General features: G+C 63.0%; 24 protein-coding genes and 2 pseudogenes. 25 read left to right on the top strand and 1 reads right to left on the bottom strand.

Going from position 1 to position 25744, the window contains the following annotated elements:
* The first annotated feature begins 26 nt into the window (after positions 1-26).
* The 24 genes and pseudogenes from AC1D3B_RS32185 (at position 27) to AC1D3B_RS32070 (ending at position 24317) form a co-directional block, all read left to right on the top strand.
* The gene (locus AC1D3B_RS32185; protein ID WP_478194736.1) at positions 27-818 is read left to right on the top strand and encodes an alpha/beta fold hydrolase; all 792 of its coding nucleotides are present in this window, start codon (positions 27-29) and stop codon (positions 816-818) included.
* A 32-nt stretch (positions 819-850) separates the two neighbouring features.
* Entirely contained in the window at positions 851-2521 is a 1671-nt protein-coding gene (locus AC1D3B_RS32180) for an MFS transporter (protein ID WP_478194735.1), read from the top strand.
* 11 nt (positions 2522-2532) lie between these two features.
* On the top strand, positions 2533-3555 hold the full coding sequence (locus AC1D3B_RS32175; RefSeq protein WP_478194734.1) for a CobW family GTP-binding protein: 1023 nt from the start codon (positions 2533-2535) through the stop codon (positions 3553-3555).
* The gene (gene nthB / locus AC1D3B_RS32170; RefSeq protein ID WP_478194733.1) at positions 3552-4319 is read left to right on the top strand and encodes a nitrile hydratase subunit beta; all 768 of its coding nucleotides are present in this window, start codon (positions 3552-3554) and stop codon (positions 4317-4319) included. Before AC1D3B_RS32175 ends, nthB begins: the two co-directional genes overlap by 4 nt.
* The gene (gene nthA, locus AC1D3B_RS32165) at positions 4316-4945 is read left to right on the top strand and encodes a nitrile hydratase subunit alpha (protein ID WP_478194732.1); all 630 of its coding nucleotides are present in this window, start codon (positions 4316-4318) and stop codon (positions 4943-4945) included. Before nthB ends, nthA begins: the two co-directional genes overlap by 4 nt.
* Before the next feature lie 11 nt (positions 4946-4956).
* Positions 4957-5307 carry a nitrile hydratase accessory protein gene (locus tag AC1D3B_RS32160; RefSeq protein WP_478194731.1) on the top strand — a complete coding sequence of 117 codons (351 nt, stop codon included), beginning with the start codon at positions 4957-4959 and terminating at the stop codon, positions 5305-5307.
* Complete coding sequence (locus AC1D3B_RS32155; protein ID WP_478194730.1) at positions 5304-6101, top strand: HoxN/HupN/NixA family nickel/cobalt transporter; 798 nt, start codon at positions 5304-5306, stop codon at positions 6099-6101. The genes AC1D3B_RS32160 and AC1D3B_RS32155 overlap by 4 nt, the downstream gene beginning before the upstream one ends.
* A gap of 601 nt (positions 6102-6702) precedes the next feature.
* Positions 6703-8181, top strand: a complete 1479-nt coding sequence (locus AC1D3B_RS32150; RefSeq protein WP_478194729.1) for an aldehyde dehydrogenase — start codon at positions 6703-6705, stop codon at positions 8179-8181.
* 39 nt (positions 8182-8220) lie between these two features.
* Positions 8221-9481, top strand: a pseudogene (locus tag AC1D3B_RS32145) (FAD-binding protein).
* Between the two features lie 53 nt (positions 9482-9534).
* Positions 9535-10734 (top strand): ABC transporter substrate-binding protein, encoded by a 1200-nt coding sequence (locus tag AC1D3B_RS32140; RefSeq protein WP_478194728.1) that lies wholly within the window; start codon positions 9535-9537, stop codon positions 10732-10734.
* A gap of 7 nt (positions 10735-10741) precedes the next feature.
* Entirely contained in the window at positions 10742-11599 is an 858-nt protein-coding gene (locus AC1D3B_RS32135; RefSeq protein WP_478194727.1) for a branched-chain amino acid ABC transporter permease, read from the top strand.
* On the top strand, positions 11592-12554 hold the full coding sequence (locus AC1D3B_RS32130; RefSeq protein WP_478194726.1) for a branched-chain amino acid ABC transporter permease: 963 nt from the start codon (positions 11592-11594) through the stop codon (positions 12552-12554). The genes AC1D3B_RS32135 and AC1D3B_RS32130 overlap by 8 nt, the downstream gene beginning before the upstream one ends.
* Positions 12551-13312, top strand: coding sequence for an ABC transporter ATP-binding protein (locus AC1D3B_RS32125; RefSeq protein WP_478194725.1), 762 nt, complete (start codon positions 12551-12553; stop codon positions 13310-13312). Before AC1D3B_RS32130 ends, AC1D3B_RS32125 begins: the two co-directional genes overlap by 4 nt.
* The gene (locus AC1D3B_RS32120; protein ID WP_478194724.1) at positions 13309-14025 is read left to right on the top strand and encodes an ABC transporter ATP-binding protein; all 717 of its coding nucleotides are present in this window, start codon (positions 13309-13311) and stop codon (positions 14023-14025) included. The genes AC1D3B_RS32125 and AC1D3B_RS32120 overlap by 4 nt, the downstream gene beginning before the upstream one ends.
* Complete coding sequence (locus AC1D3B_RS32115; protein ID WP_478194723.1) at positions 13970-14812, top strand: IclR family transcriptional regulator; 843 nt, start codon at positions 13970-13972, stop codon at positions 14810-14812. Before AC1D3B_RS32120 ends, AC1D3B_RS32115 begins: the two co-directional genes overlap by 56 nt.
* A 196-nt stretch (positions 14813-15008) precedes the next feature.
* Positions 15009-15658 (top strand): annotated as a pseudogene (locus tag AC1D3B_RS32110) (FAD-dependent oxidoreductase); the annotation flags it as partial.
* 208 nt (positions 15659-15866) lie between these two features.
* Positions 15867-16343 carry a DUF2889 domain-containing protein gene (locus AC1D3B_RS32105; RefSeq protein ID WP_478194722.1) on the top strand — a complete coding sequence of 159 codons (477 nt, stop codon included), beginning with the start codon at positions 15867-15869 and terminating at the stop codon, positions 16341-16343.
* A 451-nt stretch (positions 16344-16794) separates the two neighbouring features.
* Complete coding sequence (locus AC1D3B_RS32100) at positions 16795-17916, top strand: FAS1-like dehydratase domain-containing protein (protein WP_478194721.1); 1122 nt, start codon at positions 16795-16797, stop codon at positions 17914-17916.
* A gap of 26 nt (positions 17917-17942) precedes the next feature.
* A complete protein-coding gene (locus tag AC1D3B_RS32095; protein ID WP_478194720.1) occupies positions 17943-19142 on the top strand; it encodes a CoA transferase in 1200 nt (399 codons plus the stop codon).
* Complete coding sequence (locus AC1D3B_RS32090) at positions 19130-20323, top strand: CaiB/BaiF CoA transferase family protein (protein ID WP_478194719.1); 1194 nt, start codon at positions 19130-19132, stop codon at positions 20321-20323. Before AC1D3B_RS32095 ends, AC1D3B_RS32090 begins: the two co-directional genes overlap by 13 nt.
* Before the next feature lie 93 nt (positions 20324-20416).
* On the top strand, positions 20417-21673 hold the full coding sequence (locus tag AC1D3B_RS32085; RefSeq protein ID WP_478194718.1) for a CaiB/BaiF CoA transferase family protein: 1257 nt from the start codon (positions 20417-20419) through the stop codon (positions 21671-21673).
* A gap of 26 nt (positions 21674-21699) precedes the next feature.
* On the top strand, positions 21700-22677 hold the full coding sequence (locus AC1D3B_RS32080) for a Bug family tripartite tricarboxylate transporter substrate binding protein (RefSeq protein WP_478194717.1): 978 nt from the start codon (positions 21700-21702) through the stop codon (positions 22675-22677).
* 67 nt (positions 22678-22744) lie between these two features.
* A complete protein-coding gene (locus AC1D3B_RS32075) occupies positions 22745-23332 on the top strand; it encodes a cysteine hydrolase family protein (RefSeq protein ID WP_478194716.1) in 588 nt (195 codons plus the stop codon).
* A 91-nt stretch (positions 23333-23423) separates the two neighbouring features.
* A complete protein-coding gene (locus AC1D3B_RS32070) occupies positions 23424-24317 on the top strand; it encodes an HpcH/HpaI aldolase/citrate lyase family protein (protein ID WP_478194715.1) in 894 nt (297 codons plus the stop codon).
* 273 nt (positions 24318-24590) lie between these two features.
* Here the strand turns inward: AC1D3B_RS32070 and AC1D3B_RS32065 are convergent, their stop codons facing one another.
* On the bottom strand, positions 24591-25217 hold the full coding sequence (locus AC1D3B_RS32065) for a GntR family transcriptional regulator (RefSeq protein ID WP_478194714.1): 627 nt from the start codon (positions 25215-25217) through the stop codon (positions 24591-24593).
* 252 nt (positions 25218-25469) lie between these two features.
* Between AC1D3B_RS32065 and AC1D3B_RS32060 the strand changes: the two genes are divergently transcribed.
* On the top strand, positions 25470-25744 hold a 275-nt coding region (locus AC1D3B_RS32060; protein ID WP_478191192.1), incomplete at its 3' end, for an ATP-grasp domain-containing protein.

Below are 25744 nucleotides of genomic sequence, written 5' to 3'. Positions count from 1 at the left end.
TTCCACCCTTTCATTTGGAAATGCATATGAACGACATTATTTCAATCGGAGACATGCGCGTGCGCGTGGCGGGCCAAGGCCCGGCGCTCGTCTTTTGCCACGGCTTCACCACGACCGGCGAGTTCTGGCGCCAGCAGATGGGCGCGTTCTCGCGCGACCACCGATTGGTGGTGCCCGATCTGCCTGGCCATGGCCGCTCGGCATCGCCGCGCTCCCGGCGCTACACGATCGACGCGTTCGTGAACGACCTCGTGCTGCTGTTCGACAAGCTGCGTCTTGACGATGCCATCCTCGTGGGGCTGTCGATGGGTGGGACGATCGCCCAGCGTTTCGCGCTCGCGCACCGGAGCCGCTTGCGCGCGTTGGTGCTGGTGGGCGCCACGCCGCACGGACTCGGCCCCGACGTGAACGTGAAGAATGTGCTGCGCGCCATCGACACCCTCGGCGTCTCTGCGGCGAGCCAGGCGGTGATCGACCGCTCGTTCGCCTCCGTTGCCTCGGCCGAACTGGTGGCCTTTGCGCGCGAACAGGTGGCGCAGACGCCGGAATTCGTCGCCCGCGAAGCCATCGCCTCGCTGAACGAGGCCGACAGCCGGGCGCAGCTCGCACGCCTGGCATTGCCGACGCTTGTCGTCTGCGGCGAGGAGGACGCCATCACGCCGCCGGCCGAGTCGAATGCGCTTGCCGCCGGCATTCCCGGCGCGACCCTGCAGCTGGTGCCCAGCGCCGCGCACTTCCCGATGCTCGAGCAGCCCGAGCGCTTCAATGCGATCCTGCGCGACTTCATCGCTCGCATCGACATCGGGAGCGGCGCTTGACGCCCGCCCCCCACACATCAAGGAGTATGGACATGACAACTACAGTCGAGACATCCCCCGCAACGTCCGAGCGATCGCGTGAAACGCGCCGGGTGGTCTTCGCCGCGGCGCTTGGCACGGTGCTGGAGTGGTATGACTTCTTCATCTACGGCAGCCTCGCCGTGTTCTTTGGCGGCTTGTTCTTTCCCAAGGGCAACGAGTCGGCGGCCATCCTCGCGTCGCTCGCGACCTTCGGCGCAGGCTTCGTGTTGAGGCCTTTCGGTGCGATCGTCTTCGGGCGTCTGGGCGATCTGGTCGGGCGCAAGAAGACTTTCCTGGTGACGATGATGATCATGGGGACCGCCACTGCTGCGATCGGATTCATCCCCACGTTCGAGACCATCGGCTGGGCCGCGCCCGCGCTCCTGGTGCTGCTGCGTCTTCTGCAAGGGCTGGCGATCGGCGGCGAGTTCGGCGGCGCGGTCACCTACATCGCCGAGCACTCCGATCCGCGCCGTCGGGGCTTCATGACCAGCTGGCTGCAGATCACTGGCACCATCGGACTGCTCGTCTCCCTGGGCGTGATCATGGTGCTGCGCTCGTCGATGTCGGCCGAGTCCTTCGCCTTGTGGGGATGGCGCGTGCCATTCATGCTTTCGATCGGGCTGCTCGCGTATTCGCTCTACGTTCGCATGCGGCTGGAAGAGTCGCCCGTGTTCCTCGAGATGAAAGCGCACGGCAAGGGGTCGCGAAACCCGGTCAAGGACACCTTCGGCGATCCGCGCACCCTGCGCATCGTGCTGGTGACGATCTTCGGCGCCGTCGCCGGGCAGGCGGTCATCTGGTACACCGCGCACTTCTACAGTCTGCAGTTCCTCACCGCGACGCTCAAGCTGCCGCCGCAGTCTGCCTACGCCTACCTCACGATCGCCCTGGTACTGGCCACGCCGTTCTTCGTGCTCTTCGGCTGGCTGTCCGACTTGGTCGGGCGCAAGTGGATCATGCTGACGGGCTGCCTGCTTTCTGCAATCCTGTTCATGCCGCTTTTCCAGGGCATGGCCAAGTACGGCAACCCGGCGCTGGAGGAGTTCCGTGCCCGTACCCAGGTCGTCATCCAAGGCGGCGATTGCAGCGAGGACCAGTCCTTCATTGGCCAGCTGTTCCAGCCGAAGGCGACCAAGCCGTGCACGCGCGCCCGCTCGTTCCTGGCCGCGCAGGGCGTGCCGTACACGTTGCGGCCGCAGGCGGGCGAGCTGCAGTTCGTGGTCGCGGAGAAGACGCTGACCGGTTTTGATGAAGCAGCACTGCGCCGCGTTCTGGTCGAGCGCGGCATGCCGCTCACGGCCGACCCGGCACGCGTGAATGCGCCCATGGTCGTGCTAATGCTGTTCGTGCTGGTGCTGCTCGCGACCATGGTGTACGGCCCGATGGGCGCGTTCCTCGTCGAGCAGTTTCCGACGCAGGTGCGTTACAGCGGCGTCTCCGTGGCTCTGCAGTTTGGCAATGGCTGGATTGGCGGCTTCGCGCCGTTCATCGCCACTGCCATGGTCGTGAGCAGCGGCGATATCTTCCGAGGCCTCGTTTACACGATTGCCGTATCGCTGCTTACGCTGGTGGTAGGAGCGATCTGCATACGTGACCGCCGGGGGCTCAACATGCGAGAGCCGATAGCCGCAACGGAAACGCAGCGCGCCGCTTCGCGGCKCGCKGCGTCGGAACAGTAGATCGGACCGTCATGGCTCTATCCAAGATCCCCGTCACGATCGTCACCGGCTTCCTCGGGGCCGGCAAGACCACGCTCGTGAACCACCTGTTGGCGCAGTGCAGCGGCACCTACGTCGGCATCATCGTCAACGAGTTCGGCGAGGTCGGCATCGACGGGCAGCTGATCGTCGCCGATGACCAGCCGCTGATCGAGATCACCAACGGCTGCGTTTGCTGCACGGTGCGCAAGGACCTGACGGCCGCGGTGAGCGAGCTCCTGCAACGCGCCGAACGTCCGGTCGAGCGGCTGATCATCGAGACCTCCGGACTGGCCGATCCCGCCCCCGTGCTGCAGAGCTTTCTCGCCGATCCCGCCCTGTTGCAACTCGTGGAACTTGAGTCGGTGGTCACCGTCGCGGATGCGCGTCATATCCTGATCCACATCGGCGACAACATTGTGCGCGAGCAGATCGCCTTCGCCGACGTGATCTTGCTCAACAAGATCGAGATCCCTGGCGCACCGGAGCTGGAGCAACTCGAGAGAGAGCTGCGCCGGCTGAATCCGGCTGCGCACCTGGTCCGGACCGAGCGAGCACAGGTTTCGGCTGCCGAGCTGCTGGGCACGAAGCGCTTCTCCTTGCCGTACGTGCTTCAGATCGAGCCCGATCTGCTGGACGGCGAAGCGCATGACCACGAGCACGACACCTCGATCGGCTCGTGGTGCATGGAAGCCGACGGTGCGATCGATCCGGAGCGGTTCAGCCGCTGGATGAACCAGCTGGTCCAACGCGAAGGCGCACGGCTGATGCGTACGAAGGGCGTGCTTCACTTCATCGGCGAGGCGCGCCAGTTCCACTGTCACAGTGTGCACATGCTGCTCGATGCGCGCCCTGGACGGCGGTGGGGACCCGACGAGCCGCGCCGCAGCAAGCTGGTCTTCATCGGGCGGGAACTTGCGGGCGACGCCTTGCGCGAGGGCTTTCTCGGATGCCTGGCGGCTCAGGCTGAACGGACGCCGGCTCTTGCCGCAGAATCTGAAATGGAGCACCCATGAAACTCCAGCATGCGCTGGGCGGTCTCGAGAACCTCGGACCTGTGAGCCTCGAAACCCGGGTCTTCGTGCAGGATTGGGAGCAGCGCATCTTTGGCATCCACACGGTGATGATGGCCGAGAGCTCCCACCTCGCAGAGGCATTGCCCGGATATCCGATGGCCAGCTTGCCCACCACGTTCAAGCACACCTGGACCTGGGCCTCGCTGCGCACAGGTGCCGAAGGCATGCAGCCCTTCGAGTACTTCAAGTTCCGCTACTACGAGAAATGGCTGATGGGAATCAGCCAGTTCTTTATCGACGAGGGCTACATCACAGTCGAAGAGCTGGCCCGGTTGACCGCGCACTATCGCGTTCAGCCCGACGCGCCGCTGCCCGAGCGGTTCAGCGAGGCGATCAAGCGCCAGATCGTCAACTACCTGCTGCACGGCGACTCCAGCCTGCGGCCGCTGCCGCATGCACCGCGGTTCACGGTCGGTCAGACGGTGCAGGTGGCCGACCCTGCGGCGGCTGACCACACGCGGCTACCCGGCTACCTGCGCAACAAGAAGGGCATTGTCCGCGAGGTGTACCCGGGTGCCTTCGAATATTTCTGTTCGACCGGCCCGGACGGGCTGGAGGGGCCAATGCCGGTCTATCGCATCGCGTTCGCGGCGTCCGACATCTGGGGTCCGGATCTCTGCGAGGCGAACACGACGATCTACGCCGACCTCTTCGAGGTCTACCTGCAATCCCGAACGCCCGCCGAAGAAGATAAAACGCCATGAGCACCGATCTGTTCAAGTACAACGACGAGCGCGAAGCGGCGAGTGCCGCGAAGGTGCGCGCACTGGAGGCCTTGCTTATCGAGAAAGGCGTGATCGGCAGCGACTCGGTCGATGCGGTGCTCGATCATTTCGAGAAGATCGCGGGACCGTTCAACGGCGCGCGCATCGTTGCGCGGGCATGGGTCGATCCCGCCTACAAGCAGCGCCTGCTCGACGACACGCCCCAGGCCATTGCCGAACTTCAGCTGCCACTGGGCATGGAAGGCGCCGAGGGTGAGCACATGGCCGCGGTGGCCAACGGTCCGGGTGTGCACAACCTGATCATCTGCACGCTCTGTTCCTGCTATCCGTGGCCGGTACTCGGGCTGCCGCCATACTGGTACAAGGATCCGGTGTTCCGCGCCCGAGGCGTGCGCGAGCCGCGTGCAGTCTTGCGCGAGTTCGGCGTGCCGATAGGCGAGCACATCGAAGTGAAGGTTTGGGACAGCAGCGCGCAGATCCGCTGGTTCGTTGTGCCTGAGCGGCCGGCCAATACCGACGGCTTCAGTGAAGAGCAACTGGCTGCGCTGGTCACACCGGAGGCGATGATGGGCGTAGCGCTGGTACCGCCGCCTACCGCGGCCTGAGGCGGAGTGCCATGTTCACTCGCTTCGAGGAATATGCAGCTTCTCAGATGCTGGGCCATGCCGACTCGCCGCCGCGCAGCCAGGGCAAGCTGTTCTTCGCAGAGGCTTGGCAACGGCAGCTCTTCGGGTTGACGCTGGCCGTGGCCAAGCAGGGGCACTTCGACTGGGAGGACTTCCGCCAGCACTTGATTGAATCGATCGGCGACTGGGAACGGCTCGACTGCGCCGCGCAGCCGCCCTGGGACTACTACGAGCGGTTCTTTGGGGCGCTGCTGCAGGTCCTGGAGCGGCAGCAGGTGGTAACTGAAGGCGAACTGGCGCGGGTCCTATCCGATCGGCGGCCGTTGCGGAGCAGTGAATGAGCGCCGAGTGGTTGTCCGTTTCGGGCTTGGTCCTGATGTTCGCTTTGGGGCTGCGGCACGGCTTGGATCCGGACCACATTGCCTGCATCGACGGTCTGACCTGGCGGGCCCTGGACCGCAGTGCCCATCACGGCCATGCGCCCTGGATCGGCACGCTGTTCGCGCTCGGCCACGGGCTGCTCGTCACCGCAATCGCAGCGGGCGTAAGCCAGCTCCCTCATGACGTGCATGTGCCTGAAGCGCTGGTGGCGGTGTTCGACTGGATTCCCACGGCATTGCTTGTGCTGGTCGGGACAATGAACCGGCGCCTGCTGCGGCGCCGCGATGTTGCTTTCGAGCCTGCTGGGTGGAAACTGAACCTGGTGCCGCAGCGCCTGCGCCTTCACGCCAGTCCGTGGGCGGTGGTATTGACGGGCGTATTGTTCGCCACGGTATTCGACACCGCGACCCAGGCGGCGGCCTGGGGTTACGTGGCCAGCCACCGGGGCGGCGGCCTGGCCGCTGCGCTCGCTGCCGGGTTAGTCTTTACCGCTGGCATGATGATCACCGACACGTTGGACGGCCGGCTGATCTGCAGCATCGACCGCCGAACCGACGGCCAGGCTGCCGCCCGCCGCTACCGCCGGGTGCTGGGCTGGCTCATCGTCAGCATTTCATACATTGTGGCGGCGTACAACATCGCCAAGGCGCTGGTGCCGGCGTTCGAACTTGGCGAGGACGCGTTCTCACTCAGCGGCCTTGCGTTGGTGTTGGGGATGCTGATTGTCTGGGCTTGGTCGGTCGGGCGCGAGTGATCCGTGTCTACCGTCGATCGTGCTGCAGTCGATGGAGAGCTGGCGCATCAGACGGCTGGAGCAGGAATCGGCTACGGAGGCTTCCGCTGGACTGGATGCGGTACTTGATCAGGTGCTCTGGCTGAGCCTCACGCTACTTGGCGTGCAAGTTTGGCGCCAGGGTGATGCGCGTCCAGGGAAACTACGACGCTTCTGTCGAGGAAGCTGCTCGTCTCGCCAAGGCAAACGGTTGGCATGTTGTTTCGGACACTTCATACGACGGCTACGAGGAGGGATGGCTCAACGGCTCTGCGGACGCGGAGCCGCGCGGCGTGGTGAGATAGAGGCCTGCTGACAAGGGTGTCTTCAGCAAACGCTGCGGGGGCGCCAATGCAGATCCCCGCCGACGGGTTCGGTTGCAGCGTCTGGGCAATCCTCTTGCCCGGCAAGTTGCGCCAGCGTGAACCCAGCGCTTTTCTTCGAGAACACGATCATCAATGACAACGCCTAGGTTGAGCGCAGCCACGGTTGTCACAATTCCGTCGTTCTACTGAACAGAACGCTTGTTGTTATTTTAGAATTGCCCTAGACTTTCAGGCATCGACACACGAGAGACATGCGCATGAAGCGATACCAGCTGTTCATCGACAACGAATGGATCGATCCGGCCGCCGGTGCCTGGTTCGAGTCGACCGAGCCCTACTCTGGCAAACCATGGGCCGAGGTTCCGAGGGGCGGGGTGGCAGATGTCGACCTCGCGGTCCGCGCCGCGAATGACGCGCTTGAAGCACCTGCTTGGCGCGATCTGACAGCAACGCAGCGCGGCGCCTTGCTGCGCAAGCTTGCCGACCTGGTGAGCCAGAACATCAACGTCCTTGCAGCGACCGAGCAGCGCGACAACGGCAAGCTCATCGCCGAGGTCAGCGGGCAAGTCCAGAACGTTGCGCAGTGGTTCCACTACTACGCGGGCCTGGCAGACAAGGTCCAGGGCGCGGTGGTGCCAATCAACAAGGCCGGCGTCTTCAACTACGTCAAGCACGAACCCCTGGGTGTGGTCGCGGCGATCACACCTTGGAACTCTCCGCTCGCCCTGACGGTATGGAAGATCGCCCCGGCGCTTGCAGCAGGCAACACCATGGTGATCAAGCCTTCGGAGTACACGTCGAGCTCGTTGTTGGAACTGGCTGCCTTGGTGAAGTTAGCGGGCTTCCCGCCGGGCGTCTTCAACGTCATCACCGGTTTCGGCGCTGAAGTCGGGGAGCCGCTTGTGAGCCACCCCCTGGTGGCCAAGGTGGCCTTCACTGGCGGCGACGCCGCCGGCCAGAAGATCAACGAGATTGCCGCCAGGGACTTCAAGAAGGTCACGCTCGAACTCGGAGGCAAGTCCGCCAACATCGTGTTCGACGACGCGGACCTGGACCAGGCTGTGATGGGCGCGGTGGCCGGCATCTTCGGTGCGGCCGGGCAGACCTGCATGGCCGGCTCGCGGCTTCTGGTACAGCGCGGCATTCACGACCGCTTCGTTGCGATGCTCATCGATGTGGCAAGCAAAGCCATCGTGGGCGATCCGGCAAAGATGGAAACCCAGGTCGGGCCCATCGCTACAAAAGCCCAGTTCCAGAAAATCCTGGACTACATCGAGATCGCCAAGGACGGCGGCGCCAAGTGCGTGCTCGGCGGCCATGCGCTCACCGGCGAAGGCTACGGACAAGGCCAGTTCGTGGCGCCCACCATCTTTACGGGCGTCACCAACGACATGCGCATTGCGCAGGAAGAAGTCTTTGGACCCGTGCTCTCGGTGATTCCTTTCGAAGACGAAGTCGACGCGCTGCGCATCGCCAACGACACCCAGTTCGGTCTCGCGGCCGGCGTATGGACGCAGAGCCTGCATCGCGCGTTCCACATGTCGGACCGGCTGAAGGCCGGCACGGTGTGGGTCAACAACTACCGCGCCACCAGTTTCACCACGCCCTTCGGGGGCTACAAGCGCAGCGGCATCGGGCGCGAGGGCGGTGTCGACGCGATCAAGGAATACCTGCAAAGCAAGAGCGTCTGGATCACCACACAACCGTCACGCACCAACGCGTTCGTGCTCGGCTGACCCACAACCCGGCGCCCGTGCGCCGTCCTCGGAGACAACATGAATTCAAAGATCGAAACCGACCTGCTGATCGTCGGCTGCGGCGTCGCGGGCCTCTCTGCCGCGGTCACTGCGCTGGAAGCGGGCCTCAAGGTCGTCAACCTCGAGCGCTCGGAAGAAGAGCACTTCGGCGGCAACTCGCGCTGGACCGAAGCCTACATGCGAATGAAAAACGACTCGGAAGTCTCGGACGACTTCGAAGAGCATTTCGCCCATAACGCTGCGCATCGCCGCAATGGGCGGTGGCTTGGCGCTGATAGAAACCCTGCGCGCGAAGGCACTCGCACTGGGCGGCGAGATTCGCTATCGGACCACTGCGATCGACTTGGTGCGCGGGGAGGAGGGCGCTGTGAATGGCGTCGTCGCGATCCGTCCCGACGGCGTGCGCGAGGTGCTGCGCGCCAAGAGGGTGCTGCTCGCCAGCGGTGGCTTCCAGGGCAACCCCGAGATGATGACTCGCTACGTAGGACTTCGCAGCAAGCACATCCGCCCTGTGGCCATCGGCGGCTACTACAACAAGGGCGAAGGCATTCGCATGGCGCTGGATGCCGGCGCGGCACCCGCCGGCGAGTACGGTTCGTACCACGCGGAGCCAGTGGACCCACGCTCGAAGCTGGCCGAAGCGGTGGTCTTCATCTATCCCTACGGCATCCTGGTCGACAAGCACGGACATCGTTTCACCGACGAGGCCCCTGGCACGGTGGACGCCCACTACGACAACATCTCACGCTGCATTGCCGATCAACCCGACGGCATCAGCTACGTGATCTTCGACGCGAAGGTCGAGGAGATCCCGCGCTGGCGAACCAGCATTCGCTCCGATCAGCCCTCCATCACCGCGCCCACGTTGGAGGCACTGGCCGCCCAGATCGGCGTGCCCGCGGACAGCCTCGCGCGCACCGTGCACGAGTTCAATGCGGCCTGTCCGAAAGACCTGGGAGATTTCGATCCGCTGCACGTCGACCACCGCGTCACCACCGGTCTGGCGGTGCGCAAGAGCCACTGGTCGCGGCCGATCGACAAGGGTCCGTTCCAGGCCTACCCGATCATTTCCACCAATTGCTTCACCTTCGGTGGCCTCAAGGTCAACAGCGACGCGCAGGTGCTCGACCAGGACGGCCGGGTGATCGCGGGGCTGTATGCCGCAGGCGAAACCATGGGCATCTATCACCAGGTCTACACAGGCTCGACCTCAGTGCTACGAGGCCTGGTCTTCGGCCGCCGCGCGGGCCAGCATGCCGCGGCCACGCAGCCGGCCTGAGCCGCGAAAGCTGCACGCACATCCCTTACAAAAAACCCCAACGGAGACAAACCATGGACCGTCGTTCCTTCCTCACCGTCGCTGGCACCGCCGCGACCGGCTCCTTGATGCTGCCGCGCTTTGCCATCGCACAGGCCAGGCCTTTCAGCTACTACAGCGTCAACGCCTTTTCAGGCAACTTCGCGACCAGCGGCAAGTACAGCGATCTTGGCGTGCGCGCGGCTGTCACCGCCTTCGGCAACGGGCTGGGCCGGCCCATCGACTACCGCAAGATAGACAGCGAAGGCAATCCCGCTATTGCAGTGCGCAAGGTGCAGCAGGCCATCGACCAGGACAAGGCGCGCCACTTCGGCAGCGCCGCGCTGTCGAACGAAGCCCTGGCCATCATGAAGGAAATCGACAAGAACAAGGGCGTCTACATCACCTATGTCGGTGCAGACGAAGTCACCGGCAAGGACTGCAATCGCTCCACGTTCCGCTGGGGCCTGCCGACCTACGGCGCGGTCAACACGGTGATGCGGCCTCTGATCCAGCAGAACCCCAAGTGGAAGAAGGTCTACACCATCACCGGCCAATACGTGTTCGGCGAAGCGCTGCTGCGCAATGCGAAGGCGGTGATGCAGGAAACGAAGCTGGAACACGTGGGCAACAGCTACCACTCGCTGGCCGAGAAGGAGTTCTCGGGCTACCTCGGCAACGCCATGGGGTCCGGCGCCGACGTGCTGGTGGTACTGAACTTCGGCGCCAACACGCTCGACCTGCTGCGCCAGGCCGCGACCTTCGGCCTCAAGCAGCGCATGGCTGTGGTGGTCGTGTGGTTCTCGGGACTCGACACCTTCCAGGCGCTCGGCGCCGATGTGACCGACGGCATGTACTTCGGGTTGCAGTACTGGCATACGCTGGACACCCCCGCGAACAAGGATTTCGTGCGGGTCTACAAGGGCGAGTTCAAGGAGAATCCGCGTTTCTACTCGGCCGCCGACTACCAGGTCGCCACGCTGATGTTCGACGCCGCCAAGCGCGCCGGCAGCGACGAGCCCGCCGCGATCGTGAAGGCGCTGGAAGGCCACAGCTACCAGGGCCTGACGGGCGACGAGCAGATCCGCCCATTCGATCACCAGGTGTCCAAGAACTACCTACTGGTGCGCGGCAAGAAGAAGGCGGCGATGAAAGACGCGGACGACTACGCCGACATCCTTGCCTCGTCGCGCGCGCTGGTTCCCCAGGCCGAGTCCGATTGCAAGCTGGTGTGAGCGGGCCATGAACATCTACCTGTTCCAGGCGCTCAATGGGCTCGGAGTCGGCATGGTTTACTTCCTGCTGTCCGTGGGCCTGAGCATCATCTTCGGGCTGCTCGGCTTCGTGAACTTCGCGCATGGTGCACTGTTCCTGATCGGGGCGTACACCGCGATGTTCGTCACTGCGCAGACCGGCAGCTTCCTGCTCGGCCTTGCCGCGTCGTTCGCGGCTGTGGCCGTCATCGGGGTGGTGGCGGAGCGCTGGCTGCTGCGGCGCACCTATCGCATGCCGCACGAGTCGCAGATCCTCATCACAGTCGGCCTGACATTCATCCTGACCGAAGGCGTGGTGATGATCTTCGGGCCCGAGTCGCAGCACGTGCCCATGCCCGACATGCTCGCCGGCGTGTTCATGCTCGGTGCCTATCCGGTCCCGGTCTACCGTATCGTCATATTCGGGGTCTGCGCAGTGGTTGGGCTGGGGCTGTGGTTTCTCTTCGAGCGCACACTATTCGGCGCTCGGGTGCGTGCGGGCAACGAATCGTCCGAGATGCTCAACCTGCTCGGAATCAGGGTCAGCAGGGTCTATGCCTTGACCTTCGCATTGGGAACAGGGCTGGCCGGACTGGCGGGAGGCCTCGCCGCACCGCTGCGCGGCGCCGATCCCTCGATGGGTGCGGAGGCGATCGTGATCGCTTTCGTCGTGGTGGTCCTCGGCGGCATCGGCAGCTTCAGCGGGCCCTTGGTGGGCGGACTGATCATCGGCGTCACGCAAAGCATGATGAGCGCGATCTGGCCCGAGGGCGCGCGTCTCGCCATCTTCATCGTCATGGCGGGCATCCTCCTCGTCATGCCCAAGGGGTTGTTCGGCCGTGCTTGAAAAGATCAAACATTCTTCCGGGCTGTTTTGCCTGGCGCTGGCTGCCTTTGCGCTGACCATGCCGCTGGTGATGGGATCGACGGCCACGGCCGGCGTGGTGCTGGTGTTCGCGATTGCGGCGGCCGCCTGCAACCTGTTGCTGGGCTACGCCGGACTGCTGAGCTTCGCGCAGGGCAGCTTCTTCGGCGTGGGCTCCTATGCCGTCGGCATGGTGCTAAAGGCGGCACCGGGCACGGGCATGGCGGCACTGCCGGTGTGCATGGGGGTCGGCATGATCGTGGCCCTGGCGATTGGCGTGCTGAGCATTCGCCAGCGCGGCATCTATTTCGTGATGATCACGCTTGCGATGGCGCAGCTCGCTTACTTTGCCGCACTGTCGTTCCCCCAGCTCACCGGCGGCGAGAACGGATTGCTCGACATTCCGCGCCCCGTCACGGGCCTCGAGGGCATCGTCGGCGAAGGCGCTGGCCAGTATGGGTTGATCGCCGTGGTTTTCGTGCTTGCGATCGCGTTCTTGCGCCTCGTGGTGCGTTCGCCCTTCGGCCGCGCACTCGACGCGGTGCGCGAAAACGAGGTGCGCGCGCAGACCGCCGGTTACGACGTCCAAAGGCTCAAGCTGCTGGCTTTCTGCCTTTCCGGGGGCATCACCGCGCTGGCCGGCGCGCTCTACGCGTTGCAGCTGCGCTCGGCGCCGCTGTCCAACATCGACCTCATGACGTCCGAGACCATCCTCATCATGGCGATCCTCGGCGGACGCCGGTCGCTTCTTGGCGCGGCCTTCGGCGCGCTCGCCATGACCTTGATGGCCGAGCAGCTCTCGCAGCTGTGGCCGAGGTGGCAGATGATCGTCGGCCTGGTGCTGATTGCCGTGGTGCTGTTCGCGCCTCGCGGGCTCGGCGGTGCCTGGGCGCATTGGCGGGATCGCCGCAGCGCGCACGCAGGAGATCACGCATGACCACAGCAGGCAACCCATTCCTCGCTGCTCGCGGGCTTGGGCTCGATTACGGCCGCTTCACGGCAGTCGGAAAGATCGATCTTGAGCTGGGCACGACCGGCCTGCACTCGCTGATCGGCCCGAACGGTGCGGGCAAGACCTCTTTCTTCAACATCGTGAGCGGCCGCCTGCCGGCCAGCCGCGGCAGCCTCGTGTTCGAGGGGCAGGACATCACGCGCTCTGGAGCGCATCGGCGAGCCCGACTCGGCATGGCGCGCAGCTTCCAAGTGACGAGTCTGTTCGGCGAAAGCAGCGTGCTGCACAACCTGCAGATGGCGGCGATGGGCGTCGCTCCGTCGCGGTCCTACAGGTTCTGGAGCAACTGGACGCGTGAGACGCAAAGGCTCGACGTTGCCATGGACGTCTTGCGCGAGCTGGAGCTGACGCGCCATGCCGCGACACCGGTCGCTTCACTCGCGCATGGCGTGCAGCGCGTGGTGGAAATCGGCATGTGCCTGGTCGCCCGACCGCGCCTGCTGTTGCTAGATGAGCCGCTGGCCGGACTCGGCCTTGCGGACGTGCCCCGCATCGCCGAACTGCTGCAGCGGCTCAAGGCCCGCTACTCGGTGCTGCTGGTCGAGCACAACATGCGTGTGGTCATGGGGATCAGCGATCGCATCACCGTCATGTTCCAGGGCAACGTCATCGCAGAAGGTGCACCGGCGGCCATCCGCGAGAACGCCCAGGTGCGGCAGGTCTATCTGGGGAGCCAGTCATGAGCGAAGCCATTCTGGTGCTGGAGAATGTGAATGCTTCCTACGGCAAGAGCCATGTGCTGCATGGCGTTTCGATGCACGTGGATGCGGGCGAGATCGTGAGCGTTCTCGGGCGCAACGGAATGGGCAAGACGACGACGATGCGCACGATCGTCGGGCTGCTGCATGCACATGCCGGCTCGGTGCGCTTCGAAGGCGTCGACCTCGCCGGCGTGGCGGTCGACGACATCGCGCGCCGCGGCATCTCGCTGGTGCCCGCACACCGCGGAATCTTCACTTTGCTGTCGGTGCAGGAGAACCTGCAGATCGCACAGAGAAAGCACGCGGCATGGACGTTGGAGCGCGTCTACGACGAGTTTCCGCGTCTGCGCGAGCGTCGCCGCAATCTCGGGGGTGCGCTGTCCGGCGGCGAGCAGCAGATGCTCGCCATCGCGCGGGCGCTGGTGCAGGGCCCCAGGCTGCTGTTGCTCGACGAACCCACGGAAGGCCTCGCGCCCGTGATCGTGGACGAGCTCACGGAACTGATTCGCGGCGTCGGCGCATCGGGCATCTCGATCGTGCTTGTGGAGCAGAGCTTTTCAGTCTGCCGCGCGCTTGCCCGGCGGCACTACATTCTCGAGGAAGGCGTTGTTGTCTACGAAGGCCGCACCGGAGATCTCGATGCCGATGCCACGGTGCTCGAACGGTTCCTGGGCCTGGACGTCGACGCGCATTGAGAGTGTTCAAGGCGCGCGTGGTGTCCGGGAGGGTCGGGCTAAACTTGGTCGATCTTCTTCTGGGTGGCATTCGATGGCTGATGATTCCGGGGTGAGCGCGGTGGAACGAGCGTTGAGCCTGCTCGACGCCTTCAACGAATTGGACTATGCGTTGACGCTCGCCGATCTTGCGCGCCGCACGGGGCTCTACAAGAGCACGATCCTGCGGTTGGCCGAGTCGCTGCAGCGCATGGGCTATCTCAAGCGCCTGGCCGACGGCTCTTTTCAGTTGGGTGCTGCGCCACTGCGGCTCGGTGCGATCTACCAGCGGCAATGCCGCACCTCGGAACACGTGCCGGAGGTGCTGCGCGAAGTGGTCGAGGCCACGTACGAGTGCGCATCGTTCTATATCCGTGACGGTGAGCATGCGGTTTGCCTTCATCGGGTTGACTCGGCCCGCATGATCCGGGATGCCATCCGCGAAGGCGACCGCTTGCCAATCGACAAGGGCGCCGCCCCACAGGTGCTTTTGGCTTTCGGTGAGAAAAAGACTGGAAAGAAATATGACCGCGTCCGTGCCGAGATGTCTTGTGCCTCGTTCGGCGAGTACGACGCGGAAATCGCGGCCTTGTCGGTGCCTGTGTTGAGCGTGAATCGACAGTTGGTCGGCGCGCTGACAATTTCCGGGCCGCGCTATCGCTTCGAGAACATCGATCAGGGGCCGATGCTTCAGGCGCTTTTCGCCGGGGCGCGGAAGCTGACCGACCTCTTCGGTGGTGACGCCAAGTGGTTCGATGCCGTCTCGTAGCGGCGCAGCGCCGCGTGTCTACCAGTGGGGTCTCAGCGAGTACAAGAAAAATGGCCCTGTCGAAATTCAAATGGGTTGCCCAATGCGAGGGGTCTGCTCAGCACACACGCTCGCCGTCGAACCATCGCAGCAGACCGGTCTCCAGACCGCGATGGATGTACTCGAACAGCTGATTGCCGGCCGGAGGTACATAGACATCTCGGTCAGCCATGCCGAGCCCTGGGCCAACCCGAGCGCACCGCTGAGGGTGCTGCAATGGCTCGGCAAGGAGGACGCCCCCTTGCTGTTTCGCATTCGCGCCGACATGCGCCGGTGGCTCTGGGGCCTGCAGTTCCTGCGCGAATGCACGCCGGCGCGCACCCGCCACAACATCGAGCAGATCGTTCGGCTCGGCACCTACAGCCGCGACACGCTGCAGCAGCTGCGCCGCGACACCGGCCTGGCCTACGACCAGCGCACGCAGGGCATCCTGCACTTCCACACGACGCAAAAGGAGTTCGACGGCGCGCTGAAGCCGGCCGAGCAGATGCGCGCACTGGGCTGCTAGCGCCAAGTGATCTCGGCCGACGAGGCGGTGAAGATCGAACCCGCGCTGGCCCACATCCGACCCCAGCTGGCCGGCGCCACCTACACGGCGGAAGACGAATCGGGGGACGCCAACCGCTTCGCGCGCGAGCTGGTCAAGCTGGCCGAGATGGCCGGCGTGCGCTTTCTCATGAGCCATACGGTGACCGCGCTGCGCGAAGCCGGCGGCCACATCGACCATGTCGAGGCCACCGACAGCGAAGGCCGATTCCAGCGCATCCGCGGCGATGCCTTCTGGCGATGGGTTCGCTGAGCCCGCTCAAGCCGGCACAAGTATATAGAATGCATTGTGCGTCGGCCTCTGCTTTTTTGTAGAAAAACCTTTCGACGCTGGCGAGGATGTCATCGGCGGCTTTCGACCAGACAAAGGGCTTTGGCCTGGTGTTGTTGATGTCGAACCGCAGGAACTCGGTGCTGCGGTGGTGCCTCGTGAATAGTTCAACGCACTTCTAAACTCACATCACTAGAGATGCGCGCGCACGCGAGAGATGACGGGCTCTATGACGTCGATGCGCATCTAGTTGACCGAAAACCGTTCGCTTTTAGTCGACTTTTATCCTCTCAACCGGTGCCGGCTGGCCGACCGCTACACGACGTCCGGATCAGACTCACCGTGGATGAAGACTTGGTGGTCCGGGCCATCGAGGCGTCCTCGGACGTGACGCTAAGGCTACCTGCTCGCATGCTGGCCGACTATGCCGAACTCACAGCCAGTGGCAAGGTTTGGGTAGCAGAACTTGCCGGCCGGCTAGTGGGTGTGCTTGTTCAATATGAGACAGCCGGGTTCTACATCGACACCGTGGCAGTGTCGCCGGCGAGTCAGAAGACCGCGTCGGATGCGCATTTCGCTGAGGCCGAGGCTCTCCGACGAGGCTTCAGGGCAATTTACCTCTGCACGAACTCTGCGATGACGGAGAACCTGTTGTTCTATCCGCGGATCGGCTAGGTCGAGTATGAGCGTCGGCCGCTGAGCGGCCAAGAATGTGTTGTATCAAAAGCCGCTTTTCTCTGGACCCTAGTCAACCCGAAGAGCTTGGCGCGACACGGCCGCGCGCTTGCGGGCCATCCGTGCTCCGCCTCCACGAACTAGATCTGCTGGATTGGCCTGGAGGGGGCTGAGCGGGCCCACAAAGTAACTTGCAAGACCGGGAATACCCTAATGCATTCTTTTGGGCAAAACTGCGCCAAATCGCCTAACTGGTGGATAATGCATTGTGCACGCAGGTAGCCAGGTCGGACGTTGAAGCTAGTCAACGCATCCGTTTCATCGTTTTGTTTTCAAAGGAAGTTCCATGAGCTCAGTGGTCGATACACCAAGTGAAGCAGGTCAAGCGGAAGCCGGGTATCGCCCGGCAGAGGGAATCATCACGGACGCGGCAATCGCAGACGCAAGGGCCATGATCGGCTTGCAACTTCGGCCCGAAGGCCCGTATTTGCAGGACGCCACCGCGGACACGCTTCGCAACTGGTGCAACGGCATTGGCGACCTCAATCCCTTGTACCGCGATCCAGGCTATGGCATGGCCACGCGTTTCGGCACGCAGGTTGGTCATCCCATGTTCCCCATGGCCTTCGGCTGGCTCGGCCGCACGCGCTGGGGCCTGCCCGGCGTCCACGGTTTTTACGCCGGCAATGACTGGGAACTCTTCCGGCACGTCCGGCCTGGCGATCGCATCAGCGCGATCGAACGCGTGGTTGGCGTCGAGGTGAAGGAAAGCAAGTTTTCAGGGCGGCTGGTGCTGCAGTACGTGGAGGCGTGCTACTACAACCAGCGCGGCGAACTGTTGGCCCGCGGGTTGGGAACATGCACGCGCCATGAACGGAAAGCGGCCCGCGATACTGGAAAGTACAACGACATCTCGCAGCACGAATACAGCAGCGAGGAGCATGACCGCATCGATCAGGCGGTCCTGGATGAGCCGAAGAATATCCGGGGATCGAACGTTCGCTACTGGGAGGAAGTGCAAGTCGGAGAAGAGCTGCCGCCCATCGCACGCGGTCCGCTGTCGCTGATGGACACGATGGGTTTCCTGGTCGGCTGTGGTCGCGGTCATACGCACGGCGTCGTGCTGCAGGCTGCGGTCAAGCACCCGGGGCACTTCTTCCGCAATCCGGAAGCGGGCGGCGGAGTTGAGTACACGGGCATCGGCCACCATCGCGAATCTGTTGCGAAGGAAGTGGGCGTCCCCGGTACCTATGACTATGGACCTCAGCGTTCGTCGTGGATGGCCACCCTGATCACCAACTGGATGGGAGATGCAGGTTTCCTCAAGCGCGTGCGCACCGAAATGCGTCGGTTCAACATCGTTGGCGACACCACCTGGTGCAAAGGCAAGGTCATTCGCAAGTACGTGAAGGACGGCTTCGCCTTGGTGGACATTGAGATCGCGGCCGAGAACCAGCGCGGTGAAGTGACCACCCCGGGCATCGCAACGGTTGCGCTTCCCTCGCGCGATGTCAAGCTGCCGGCGTTCGTCGACGGCTCCGGCTGCGATCTCGAACTGCCCGTCGTTCGCTGACCCAAAAAGACAAGAGGATCCGAGACATGCCAACCGCAGCCGAGAGGCTCCCGCTCGAAGGCATCTGCGTCATCGAGCGTTCGCGAGGGGTTGCCGCGGCCTACGCCGGGAGGCTACTGGCTGCGTTGGGCGCAGAGACCATCATGTTCGAGGATCTCGAAGGCTCACCGCTGCGGCGGGAGCCCCCCTTGCTGCAGAGTGCGGGTGGCTTGAGTGCGCTCTTTGCGTACCTGGCCGCCGGCAAGCGCAGCCTGGCGTGTGACCTGTCGACCCAGCAGGGACAGGCCACGCTGGAGCGCGAACTGCACCGCGCCGATATTCTGATCGACGACACACCGCTTGCCGCGCGCCATGCGGCGGGACTCGATGCTGCCGCTTTGGCGACGCGCCACCCGCAGCTCATTCATGCCTCGGTCCTGCCGTTCGGTGCTTTCGGCGACAAGGCTGACTGGAAGGGCGAAGAGATCAACATGATCCATGCCGGGGGGGAGGGCTATCTCCTGCCAAATGGCCTCACCAATGAGATGTTTCCCGACCGGCCGCCGCTGAAGATCTACGGCCACTTCGCGGAGTATCAAGGCGGAGTGGCCGCTGCGCTGTCAGCTCTGGCTGCCTTGTGGGCGCGTCCGTCGATCGGCGGACAGGTCGTGGACACCGCCGTTCAGGATGCCGTCGCGGCTGTGGGCGCTTTTGCCATCCAGCGCCTGGGCGATGGTTCACTTGAACACCGAACTATGCGCCGTTTCCGGTATGGGGGCGTGTTCGAAGGAGCCGATGGATATATCGAGTTCCTGATGCTAGAGGACCGTCAATGGCAGGCCTTCGTCGAGCTACTTAGCCGGCCTGCTTGGGCGACTGAGTCCTGGCTCGATGACCCTCTGGAACGCAGTCGTCGGGGCGACGAGATCAACGCGCAGATCCGCCAGTGGGCCCGTGGGCAATGCGTGGATGCCATGGTGGAGCGAGCACAGGCGCTAGGCGTCCCCGCGGCGAAGTACCGCGGGCCGGACGAAATTCTTCGTGGTGAGCATGAACTGGCACGACAGCTTTTCACGCCCGTCACGTTGCCTGGCGGCGCAACGGCGGAGGTGTTGGTCGCTCCGTTCCAGTTCAGAAAAACCCCACTTCGCGTCACGCGCGGAGTGCCTGAATTGGGGGAGTACGGGCAAAGCCCCGAATTGCCGGAGACACCTTTAGAAACAGAGGAGGCTGCATGGGCCCGCTAGACAATGTCCGCATCGCTGACTTCACCATCCATGCGGCCGGTCCGTTCTGCACCCACATGCTGTCGCAACTCGGCGCTGAGTGCATCAAGATCGAGAGTCGTTCGCGTCCGGACGCGTTCCGCAAACCGCATGCGGTGTATGGACGGATGGAGGCGGCCACCTTCGACCAGGTGTCAGCCAACAAGCTTTCCGTGCGCCTGAACTTAAAAAACGGCGAAGGCGTCGCCCTCGCAAAACGTCTGGTCGGGTTGTCCGACGTCACGGCAGAGAGCTTCCGGCCAGGAGTGATGCAGCGGTTGGGTCTCGACTTCACCTCCCTGTGTGAGATCAAACCAGATCTCGTCATGCTCTCTCTGTCGGCCTCCGGCCAGACGGGGCCGGATTCGCACTTCGCAGGCTACGCGCCGTTGTTTGGGGCTTGGGGTGGTCTCGGCTGGATGAGTGGCTACACCGACGGTCCGCCTGTCGAGATGCGTCATGTCATGGACCACACCGCTGGCATGCATGCTGCCCTTGCCGTGGTTGCCGCCTTGCATCAGCGCAAGCAAACGGGACGTGCGCAGCATGTCGATTTGGCAGCAAGGGAAATTGCGTCCGCCATGGTGGGTGACGCGTTGCTGCAGGCGTCCTGCGGCGAATCGCCGACGAGACCTGGCAACGCCCATCCCGGAATGTCCCCGCATGGCGTCTTTGCCACTCGGCAAAACGATCGTTGGCTCACCATCGCAGTGCGCAACGACGATGAATGGAAGGCGCTTGCGACGGTACTCGGGCATCAGGATGCCGGGAGCGACTCTCGCTATGCAACCACTGCTGCGCGGCTGGAGCGCAATGACGACGTCGAGGCGATGCTCAGTGCGTGGCTGTCGCGCGTCGATGCAGGCGAATGCGCTTCGGCTTTGCAGGCGGCGGGCGTCGGTGCGCATGTGTCCTGGACCATCGAGGACTTGACGGCGGACGCACACCTGCGTCAGCGCGGAGCGATAACGCAAGTGGAGGCCGAGGGCCTTCCCGCCCGCGCTGCTGTCGGACCGCCGGCGCGCTTCTCCGCGAGTTCCGATGTCGGCATTCGGCGGCTCACGCCAACGCTGGGCCAAGACGAGGATTACGTCTTTGGCGAGCTCCTGGGCCTGTCCTCCGTCGCGCGACGCGAGCTGGAGGAGAGAGAGGTCATCTACTGACTCCTTCTCAGATTGCGTCGAACGTGTGGTCCACCCCGTACGTTGTCGGACCCATTTCTGTTTTCGATGAATTCGCTCAACTAGGAGAGCATTTTGCAAAACAACTCACTGGCAGGTTGCCGCGTTATCGAGTTGGGCACCATGCTGGCTGCCCCTTTCGCATCCCATATCCTGGCCCAATTGGGCGCGGAAGTGATCAAGGTCGAGCCGCCCGTCGGCGATCCCACGCGCAGCCTTGTGCGTGGCGGCCCCAGCGGAACGTTCATCGCCTACAGCCATGGCAAGAAAAGCGTGTGCATTGACCTGGCGAGCGAAGACGGGCATGCCGCATTTCGCGCGCTGCTCGCCACCGCGGACGTCCTCATCCACAACCTCTCGCCGGGTTCGGCTCGACGCCTGAAGGTCACGCAGAAGGACTGCGAGGAAGTGCAGCCCGAACTGATCTATTGCCACATTCGCGGTTACGGCCCTGGCCCTCTGCAGAACGACCTGGCGTCCAACCCGGTGGCGGAAGCATCAACAGGGGTGATGGAGGCGAACGTTATCAACGGCCGGCCCAGCCGCCTGGGTCCTTCGTACCATGACCAGTTCGCCGGAGCCTATGCGGTGATCGGAATCCTGTCGTCGCTTCTAAAGAAGAGAGGCGACCAAGCTTCCGCTAGCGAGTATGTGGAAATCGGGCTGTACGAGACCGGGCTTCACGTGGCTGCGCGAGACCTCGCCGGCGTTCAGTTGAAGACTCAACTCTTCGGTCACCCCGAACGTGAGCCGAATGGCGAATTCAGCATGCCCGGTTACGGTGCCTATCGAACCTCGGACGACCGGTGGATCTATCTGTTGATGCTCAACGACGGCCACTGGGCCAAGTTCTGCCAGGTCCTCGGGTTGCCGCAGGCCCAAGACGAGTCGCTCAAGACTCTTCGTCAACGAAAAAAGCGGTTTGCCGAATCGGAAGCAATCGTCAAGGCTGCCGTCGTGGCCGAACCGTTCGACGCCCTGCAAGCCAAGTTCGCGGCTGCCGGGTTCGGGTTCACCGAGGTGCTCCCGATCGAGACCGTCCTTTCAAACCCCCAAGCCCACGTACCAGGAAAGTTGAATCACTTTTCACTTGAAGGTCTTCAGTTCGACGTGCCTGTGTTTCCGCAGGCGTTGCAGGCCGAGCCTGAGACGATCCCGCCGCCCCAGCTCGGCGAGCACACCCGGGACGTATTGCTTTCGGCGGGCATCGACCAGGAACAGTACCGAAAGATGCAGGTCTCCGGTGCCGTCCTTGAGCACAAGAGCGATGGGCCGCTGTGGGCCCCGGTAAAGGCCGAGCAGGCGGATCGTGCGACGGCGAGTGCTGCTTAAACCACCTACCGCCATTTGGAGACACTATGAAGATTTACATTCTGCGATCGTTGTGGACCGTCTTGGCGTGCATATGCGGGGTTGCGCCAGCCGCTGCGGCGGGCTATCCGGAAAAGCCGATCCGGTTGGTGGTCGGTTTCCCGGCAGGCGGAGGGGCGGACTTCGTGGCTCGGCAGGTGGCCAAGAATCTCAGCGATCAGCTTGCCCAAGGCGTGATAGTTGAGAACAAGCCTGGTGCCAACGGGATCATCGCCGCGACCGAAGTCGGTCGAGCCGCTGCCGACGGCTACACACTGCTGTTAGGCGTTACGGCGACTCAGTCGATCAACCCGGCCTTGTATCCCAAGCTCCCCTATGACCCGGTGCGCGACTTCACGCCAGTCACCGAGGTAGGCTTCACGCCATTGGTACTGGTGGTCAATCCGAAGCTGCCGGTCAAAACGATCTCTGAGTTCGTCAGTTTCGTCAAGCAGCACGATGGTCCTGTGACCTACGCGTCGGCCGGCAACGGGAACATCACCCATATGGCTGGTGAATTGTTCATCCAATCGACGGGCGCTCAGAAGCTCCAGCACATTCCGTACAAGGGCAGCAGCCAAGCGATCACCGACTTGCTGGGTGGACAGGTTTCAGCCTACTTCGACACGCTTCCGTCTTCGATGCCTTTCATCACCAGTGGACAGCTGCGCGCTTTGGGGATCACGAGCGCCGAGAGGTCTTCCGCAGTTCCGCAGATCCCGACTATTAGGGAGTCAGGCGTCTCGGGATACGAGGCGACGGCGTGGTTTGGTGTGTTCGGGCCCGCCAAGATGCCTGCGGAAATCTCAAACAGTCTCTACCAGGCACTTCGTACGTCGTTTGCAGGCGCCGAAGCGAAGCAGGCCATGGCGAGCCGCGGAATCGAGCTGGTGGTGGATGAACCCACGCACTTCAACGAGATGCTCAAGGACGACGTCGTCAGATGGAAGAATGTGACGAGCAAGGCGGGGATCACCTTGGAGTGACACGCATTTGCTGGCCCAACACTCCGACGTTTCTGCGAACCTAGTCAACGCTTCTTAAGGTAAACCAATGGCTAAACCTGCTTCGATCTACCTAGTGATGGATATGGAGAACGACCTTGTCCACGCCGATGGGCCCAACGGTAAGGGGCCCTATGGGGAGCAAGTCACTCAGCGCCGGATCCTTGCCAATACCCAGATCGCCTTGCGAAAGGCGAGGGCGGCGAGTGTTCGTGTGGCCTATGTGCGTGTCGGCTTTTCGGCCGACTACGCGGAGTGCCCTCCCGAGTCGCCGATCTTCAGCGGCGCGAGGGCCAAAGGTATCTTCAAGCTGGGCACGTGGGGTACTGAGGTGCACCCCGACATCGCCCCATTGCCCGGAGACCTGGACATCGTGAAGCACCGTGTCAGTCCGTTCTACAGCACGCAGCTTGAGGCGATCTTGCGTGCAGGGGATATCCGTCGAATCTACTGTTCAGGCATTTCCACCAATGCTGTGGTTCAGGCCGCCGTTCGAGATGGTCACGACCGTGATTTCGAGATGGTCGTGCTGGAAGACTGCTGTTGTGCTCTGACGGCCGCGGAACATTCCGCGGCGATGTCAACCATACAGCGATTCTGCAAGGTGACTACGGCGAATGAACTAGCCTTTGATTGATCTCGTCCCCGCAACTGCCCTCACAGCGGAGAGCCGACGCATTTGCAGGACGGCGTTTGAGTTCGCTACGGGCTCTTGAAGAAAGATAACGATGTCAAACATTGCGACAGGCGCCAAGACGGTTGAACGTACGTCTCCTAGGGGGTTAGCTGAAGAGGGCCTTGGCGTGCCGCGGATCGCCCGCAGCCTGCTGTTTGTACCGGGCGATCGGCCGGAGCGTTTTGACAAGGCCGCGAGTAGCGGTGCTCACCGCATCATCATCGACCTTGAGGATGCCGTAGCGCCGGAGCGCAAGGAAGCGGCACGGCATGCAGTGCATGACTGGCTGCAAGCCGGCGGGATGGCGATCGTGAGAATCAACAGCGTCGATACGACTTGGTTTGTGGAGGACCTCCGAGTGATGGCTTCATTCCCGAACGCCGGTCTGATGGTTCCGAAATCCGACGCGCGCTCGATTCGGGAGTCCCTTGACCAAAGCCATCCCGCTGGCGACGGAGCTTCTCGCCGGGAAGTGGTCGCACTGATTGAGTCGGTCGCAGGGGTCATGGAGGCCCAAGCCGTGGCGGCTACCCGAGGCGTGTCGCGGCTTGCGTTTGGCAATGTCGACTTTGCCGTGGACTCTGGCATGGAGGATGTCGGTGACGTCATGACGTCGGTGCGATCCCAACTTGTTCTGGCATCCGGTTTTGCTGGGCTCGAGGCCCCCATCGATGGGGTCAGCGTTGCGATCGATGACGTTCAATCGACTATCGAGGATGCCAGGCGTTCGCGAAGCTTGGGCTTCGGCGGGAAGCTTTGCATTCATCCCAAGCAGGTGGCGGGAGTCAACGAGGCGTTCCGACCCACAGCTGACCAGGTGCAGTGGGCTCGGGAAGTTCTTGCTGGATTCGAAGCCAGTGGAGGGGCGGTCTTTGCGCTGGCGGGAAAGATGGTCGATCGACCTGTGGTCGAACGTGCCCGCCGCATCGTTGTTGACGCGGTCTGAAGCCGGTGGTTGTGGGAAGAGGCCGTTTCTCCAGCGCGCCTGAACTCAAATGCGAGCCTTACTCGACGCTCTTACCGGAAAGGTGATCCTGCTCGCCAGGCGCATCGATCGCCTCATGTCGGGTTCAGGAGCAAAAATCGAAGCCGGTGTGCTGCTGCCGGCTTCATCCATTGAAAGGCGAGACCGGTCAACGTCAAAGGGCTCGATCACCGGACCGTCTGCAGGGTCGGAATCGAGTTAGCACCCATCTGCACGCTTGTCGAGCATGGTGAGCTATTCGCTTTTCAGGACCGCCCAACCCGATTCGATGTGACGGCGCATTGCCAGCATGGCGCTTGTCGCATCGCCGTTGACCAATGCCGTCATGATCTCTTTGTGCTCGTCGGCCGCGAGTTCGCCGCGACCGTCTTCGGCATTGATCAAATCAAAGGGGTATTTGGCCCAGAGGATCTGGACGAAGTGCAGCGTCTGGGGCAGCTTCGCAATGGCATACAGCCGGCGGTGAAAGCGGTAATTGACCCCGCGCGCTGTCTTTCGATCTCCCGCCATGATGGCCGCCTCGAACTCGTCGGCGAGTGCGCGGACCGCCACCAAGTCGTCTGCGGTCATTTTGTCGACCGCCGCGCGGACGAGTTGGGACTCGAGGTTCATTCGAAGGCTCAGTGTCTCGGAAGACGCTGCGGGATCGAACTCGGCGACCCGAGAGCCTTTGTATGAATCCCCATCCACATAGCCCTCAGCGGCCAACAGCTTGAGTGCCTCTCGCACAGGCGTGATGCTGAGACGCAATTGCTCAGCGATCTCGGCCTGTTTCAGACGAGATCCCCGTGGGAATTGACCCGAGATGATGCCCTCTCTCAAGAAGTCGGCAACCTGTTCTTCCTTCGTTCGATATTCCATGGTTGGCTCGTGGGCGACTATCGTGCATAGCATACCCTGCATCCTCTTTGAATCGGCGCGGAGCAACACTCTACAGAGTGCGCCCTCAGCCTTACGTTTCGACACATCATAGTATCGTTCCTTGCAACAATGCATTGTGCATAATACGCCTGCCGGAGCGATTTTGGCCGTCCGGAATGTTCAATCGATGGGCCCTTGAGCCAAGTCTCGAGCTGCCACGACTGGTTTTCGCAAGTTCTCAAGGGTTTAGTCATGAAGATTCACGAGTACCAAGGCAAGGAAATTCTTGCCAAGTTCGGCGTGCCTGTGCCGCGCGGCATTCCGGCGTACACAGTGCAGGAGGCGGTCGAAGCCGCTCAGAAGCTCGGCGGCCCGGTCTGGGTTGTCAAGGCCCAGATCCACGCGGGTGGCCGCGGCAAGGGCGGTGGCGTCAAGGTCGCCAAGTCGATCGAAGACGTCAAGAAGCTCGCCGGCGAAATCCTCGGCATGCAGCTCAAGACGCACCAGACCGGTCCTGAAGGCCAGAA

This window comes from Variovorax sp. P5_A3 (assembly GCF_056400665.1).
This window is presented reverse-complemented; position numbering and strand designations above follow the sequence as displayed.

Coding starts and splice junctions, on each gene's coding strand:
- AC1D3B_RS32185 (WP_478194736.1), top strand. CDS start 27: ATGAACGACATTATTTCAATCGGAGACATGCGCGTGCGCGTGGCGGGC.
- AC1D3B_RS32175 (WP_478194734.1), top strand. CDS start 2,533: ATGGCTCTATCCAAGATCCCCGTCACGATCGTCACCGGCTTCCTCGGG.
- nthB (WP_478194733.1), top strand. CDS start 3,552: ATGAAACTCCAGCATGCGCTGGGCGGTCTCGAGAACCTCGGACCTGTG.
- nthA (WP_478194732.1), top strand. CDS start 4,316: ATGAGCACCGATCTGTTCAAGTACAACGACGAGCGCGAAGCGGCGAGT.
- AC1D3B_RS32160 (WP_478194731.1), top strand. CDS start 4,957: ATGTTCACTCGCTTCGAGGAATATGCAGCTTCTCAGATGCTGGGCCAT.
- AC1D3B_RS32155 (WP_478194730.1), top strand. CDS start 5,304: ATGAGCGCCGAGTGGTTGTCCGTTTCGGGCTTGGTCCTGATGTTCGCT.
- AC1D3B_RS32150 (WP_478194729.1), top strand. CDS start 6,703: ATGAAGCGATACCAGCTGTTCATCGACAACGAATGGATCGATCCGGCC.
- AC1D3B_RS32140 (WP_478194728.1), top strand. CDS start 9,535: ATGGACCGTCGTTCCTTCCTCACCGTCGCTGGCACCGCCGCGACCGGC.
- AC1D3B_RS32135 (WP_478194727.1), top strand. CDS start 10,742: ATGAACATCTACCTGTTCCAGGCGCTCAATGGGCTCGGAGTCGGCATG.
- AC1D3B_RS32125 (WP_478194725.1), top strand. CDS start 12,551: ATGACCACAGCAGGCAACCCATTCCTCGCTGCTCGCGGGCTTGGGCTC.
- AC1D3B_RS32120 (WP_478194724.1), top strand. CDS start 13,309: ATGAGCGAAGCCATTCTGGTGCTGGAGAATGTGAATGCTTCCTACGGC.
- AC1D3B_RS32115 (WP_478194723.1), top strand. CDS start 13,970: ATGCCGATGCCACGGTGCTCGAACGGTTCCTGGGCCTGGACGTCGACG.
- AC1D3B_RS32105 (WP_478194722.1), top strand. CDS start 15,867: ATGCGCGCGCACGCGAGAGATGACGGGCTCTATGACGTCGATGCGCAT.
- AC1D3B_RS32100 (WP_478194721.1), top strand. CDS start 16,795: ATGATCGGCTTGCAACTTCGGCCCGAAGGCCCGTATTTGCAGGACGCC.
- AC1D3B_RS32095 (WP_478194720.1), top strand. CDS start 17,943: ATGCCAACCGCAGCCGAGAGGCTCCCGCTCGAAGGCATCTGCGTCATC.
- AC1D3B_RS32090 (WP_478194719.1), top strand. CDS start 19,130: ATGGGCCCGCTAGACAATGTCCGCATCGCTGACTTCACCATCCATGCG.
- AC1D3B_RS32080 (WP_478194717.1), top strand. CDS start 21,700: ATGAAGATTTACATTCTGCGATCGTTGTGGACCGTCTTGGCGTGCATA.
- AC1D3B_RS32075 (WP_478194716.1), top strand. CDS start 22,745: ATGGCTAAACCTGCTTCGATCTACCTAGTGATGGATATGGAGAACGAC.
- AC1D3B_RS32070 (WP_478194715.1), top strand. CDS start 23,424: ATGTCAAACATTGCGACAGGCGCCAAGACGGTTGAACGTACGTCTCCT.
- AC1D3B_RS32065 (WP_478194714.1), bottom strand. CDS start 25,217: ATGGAATATCGAACGAAGGAAGAACAGGTTGCCGACTTCTTGAGAGAG.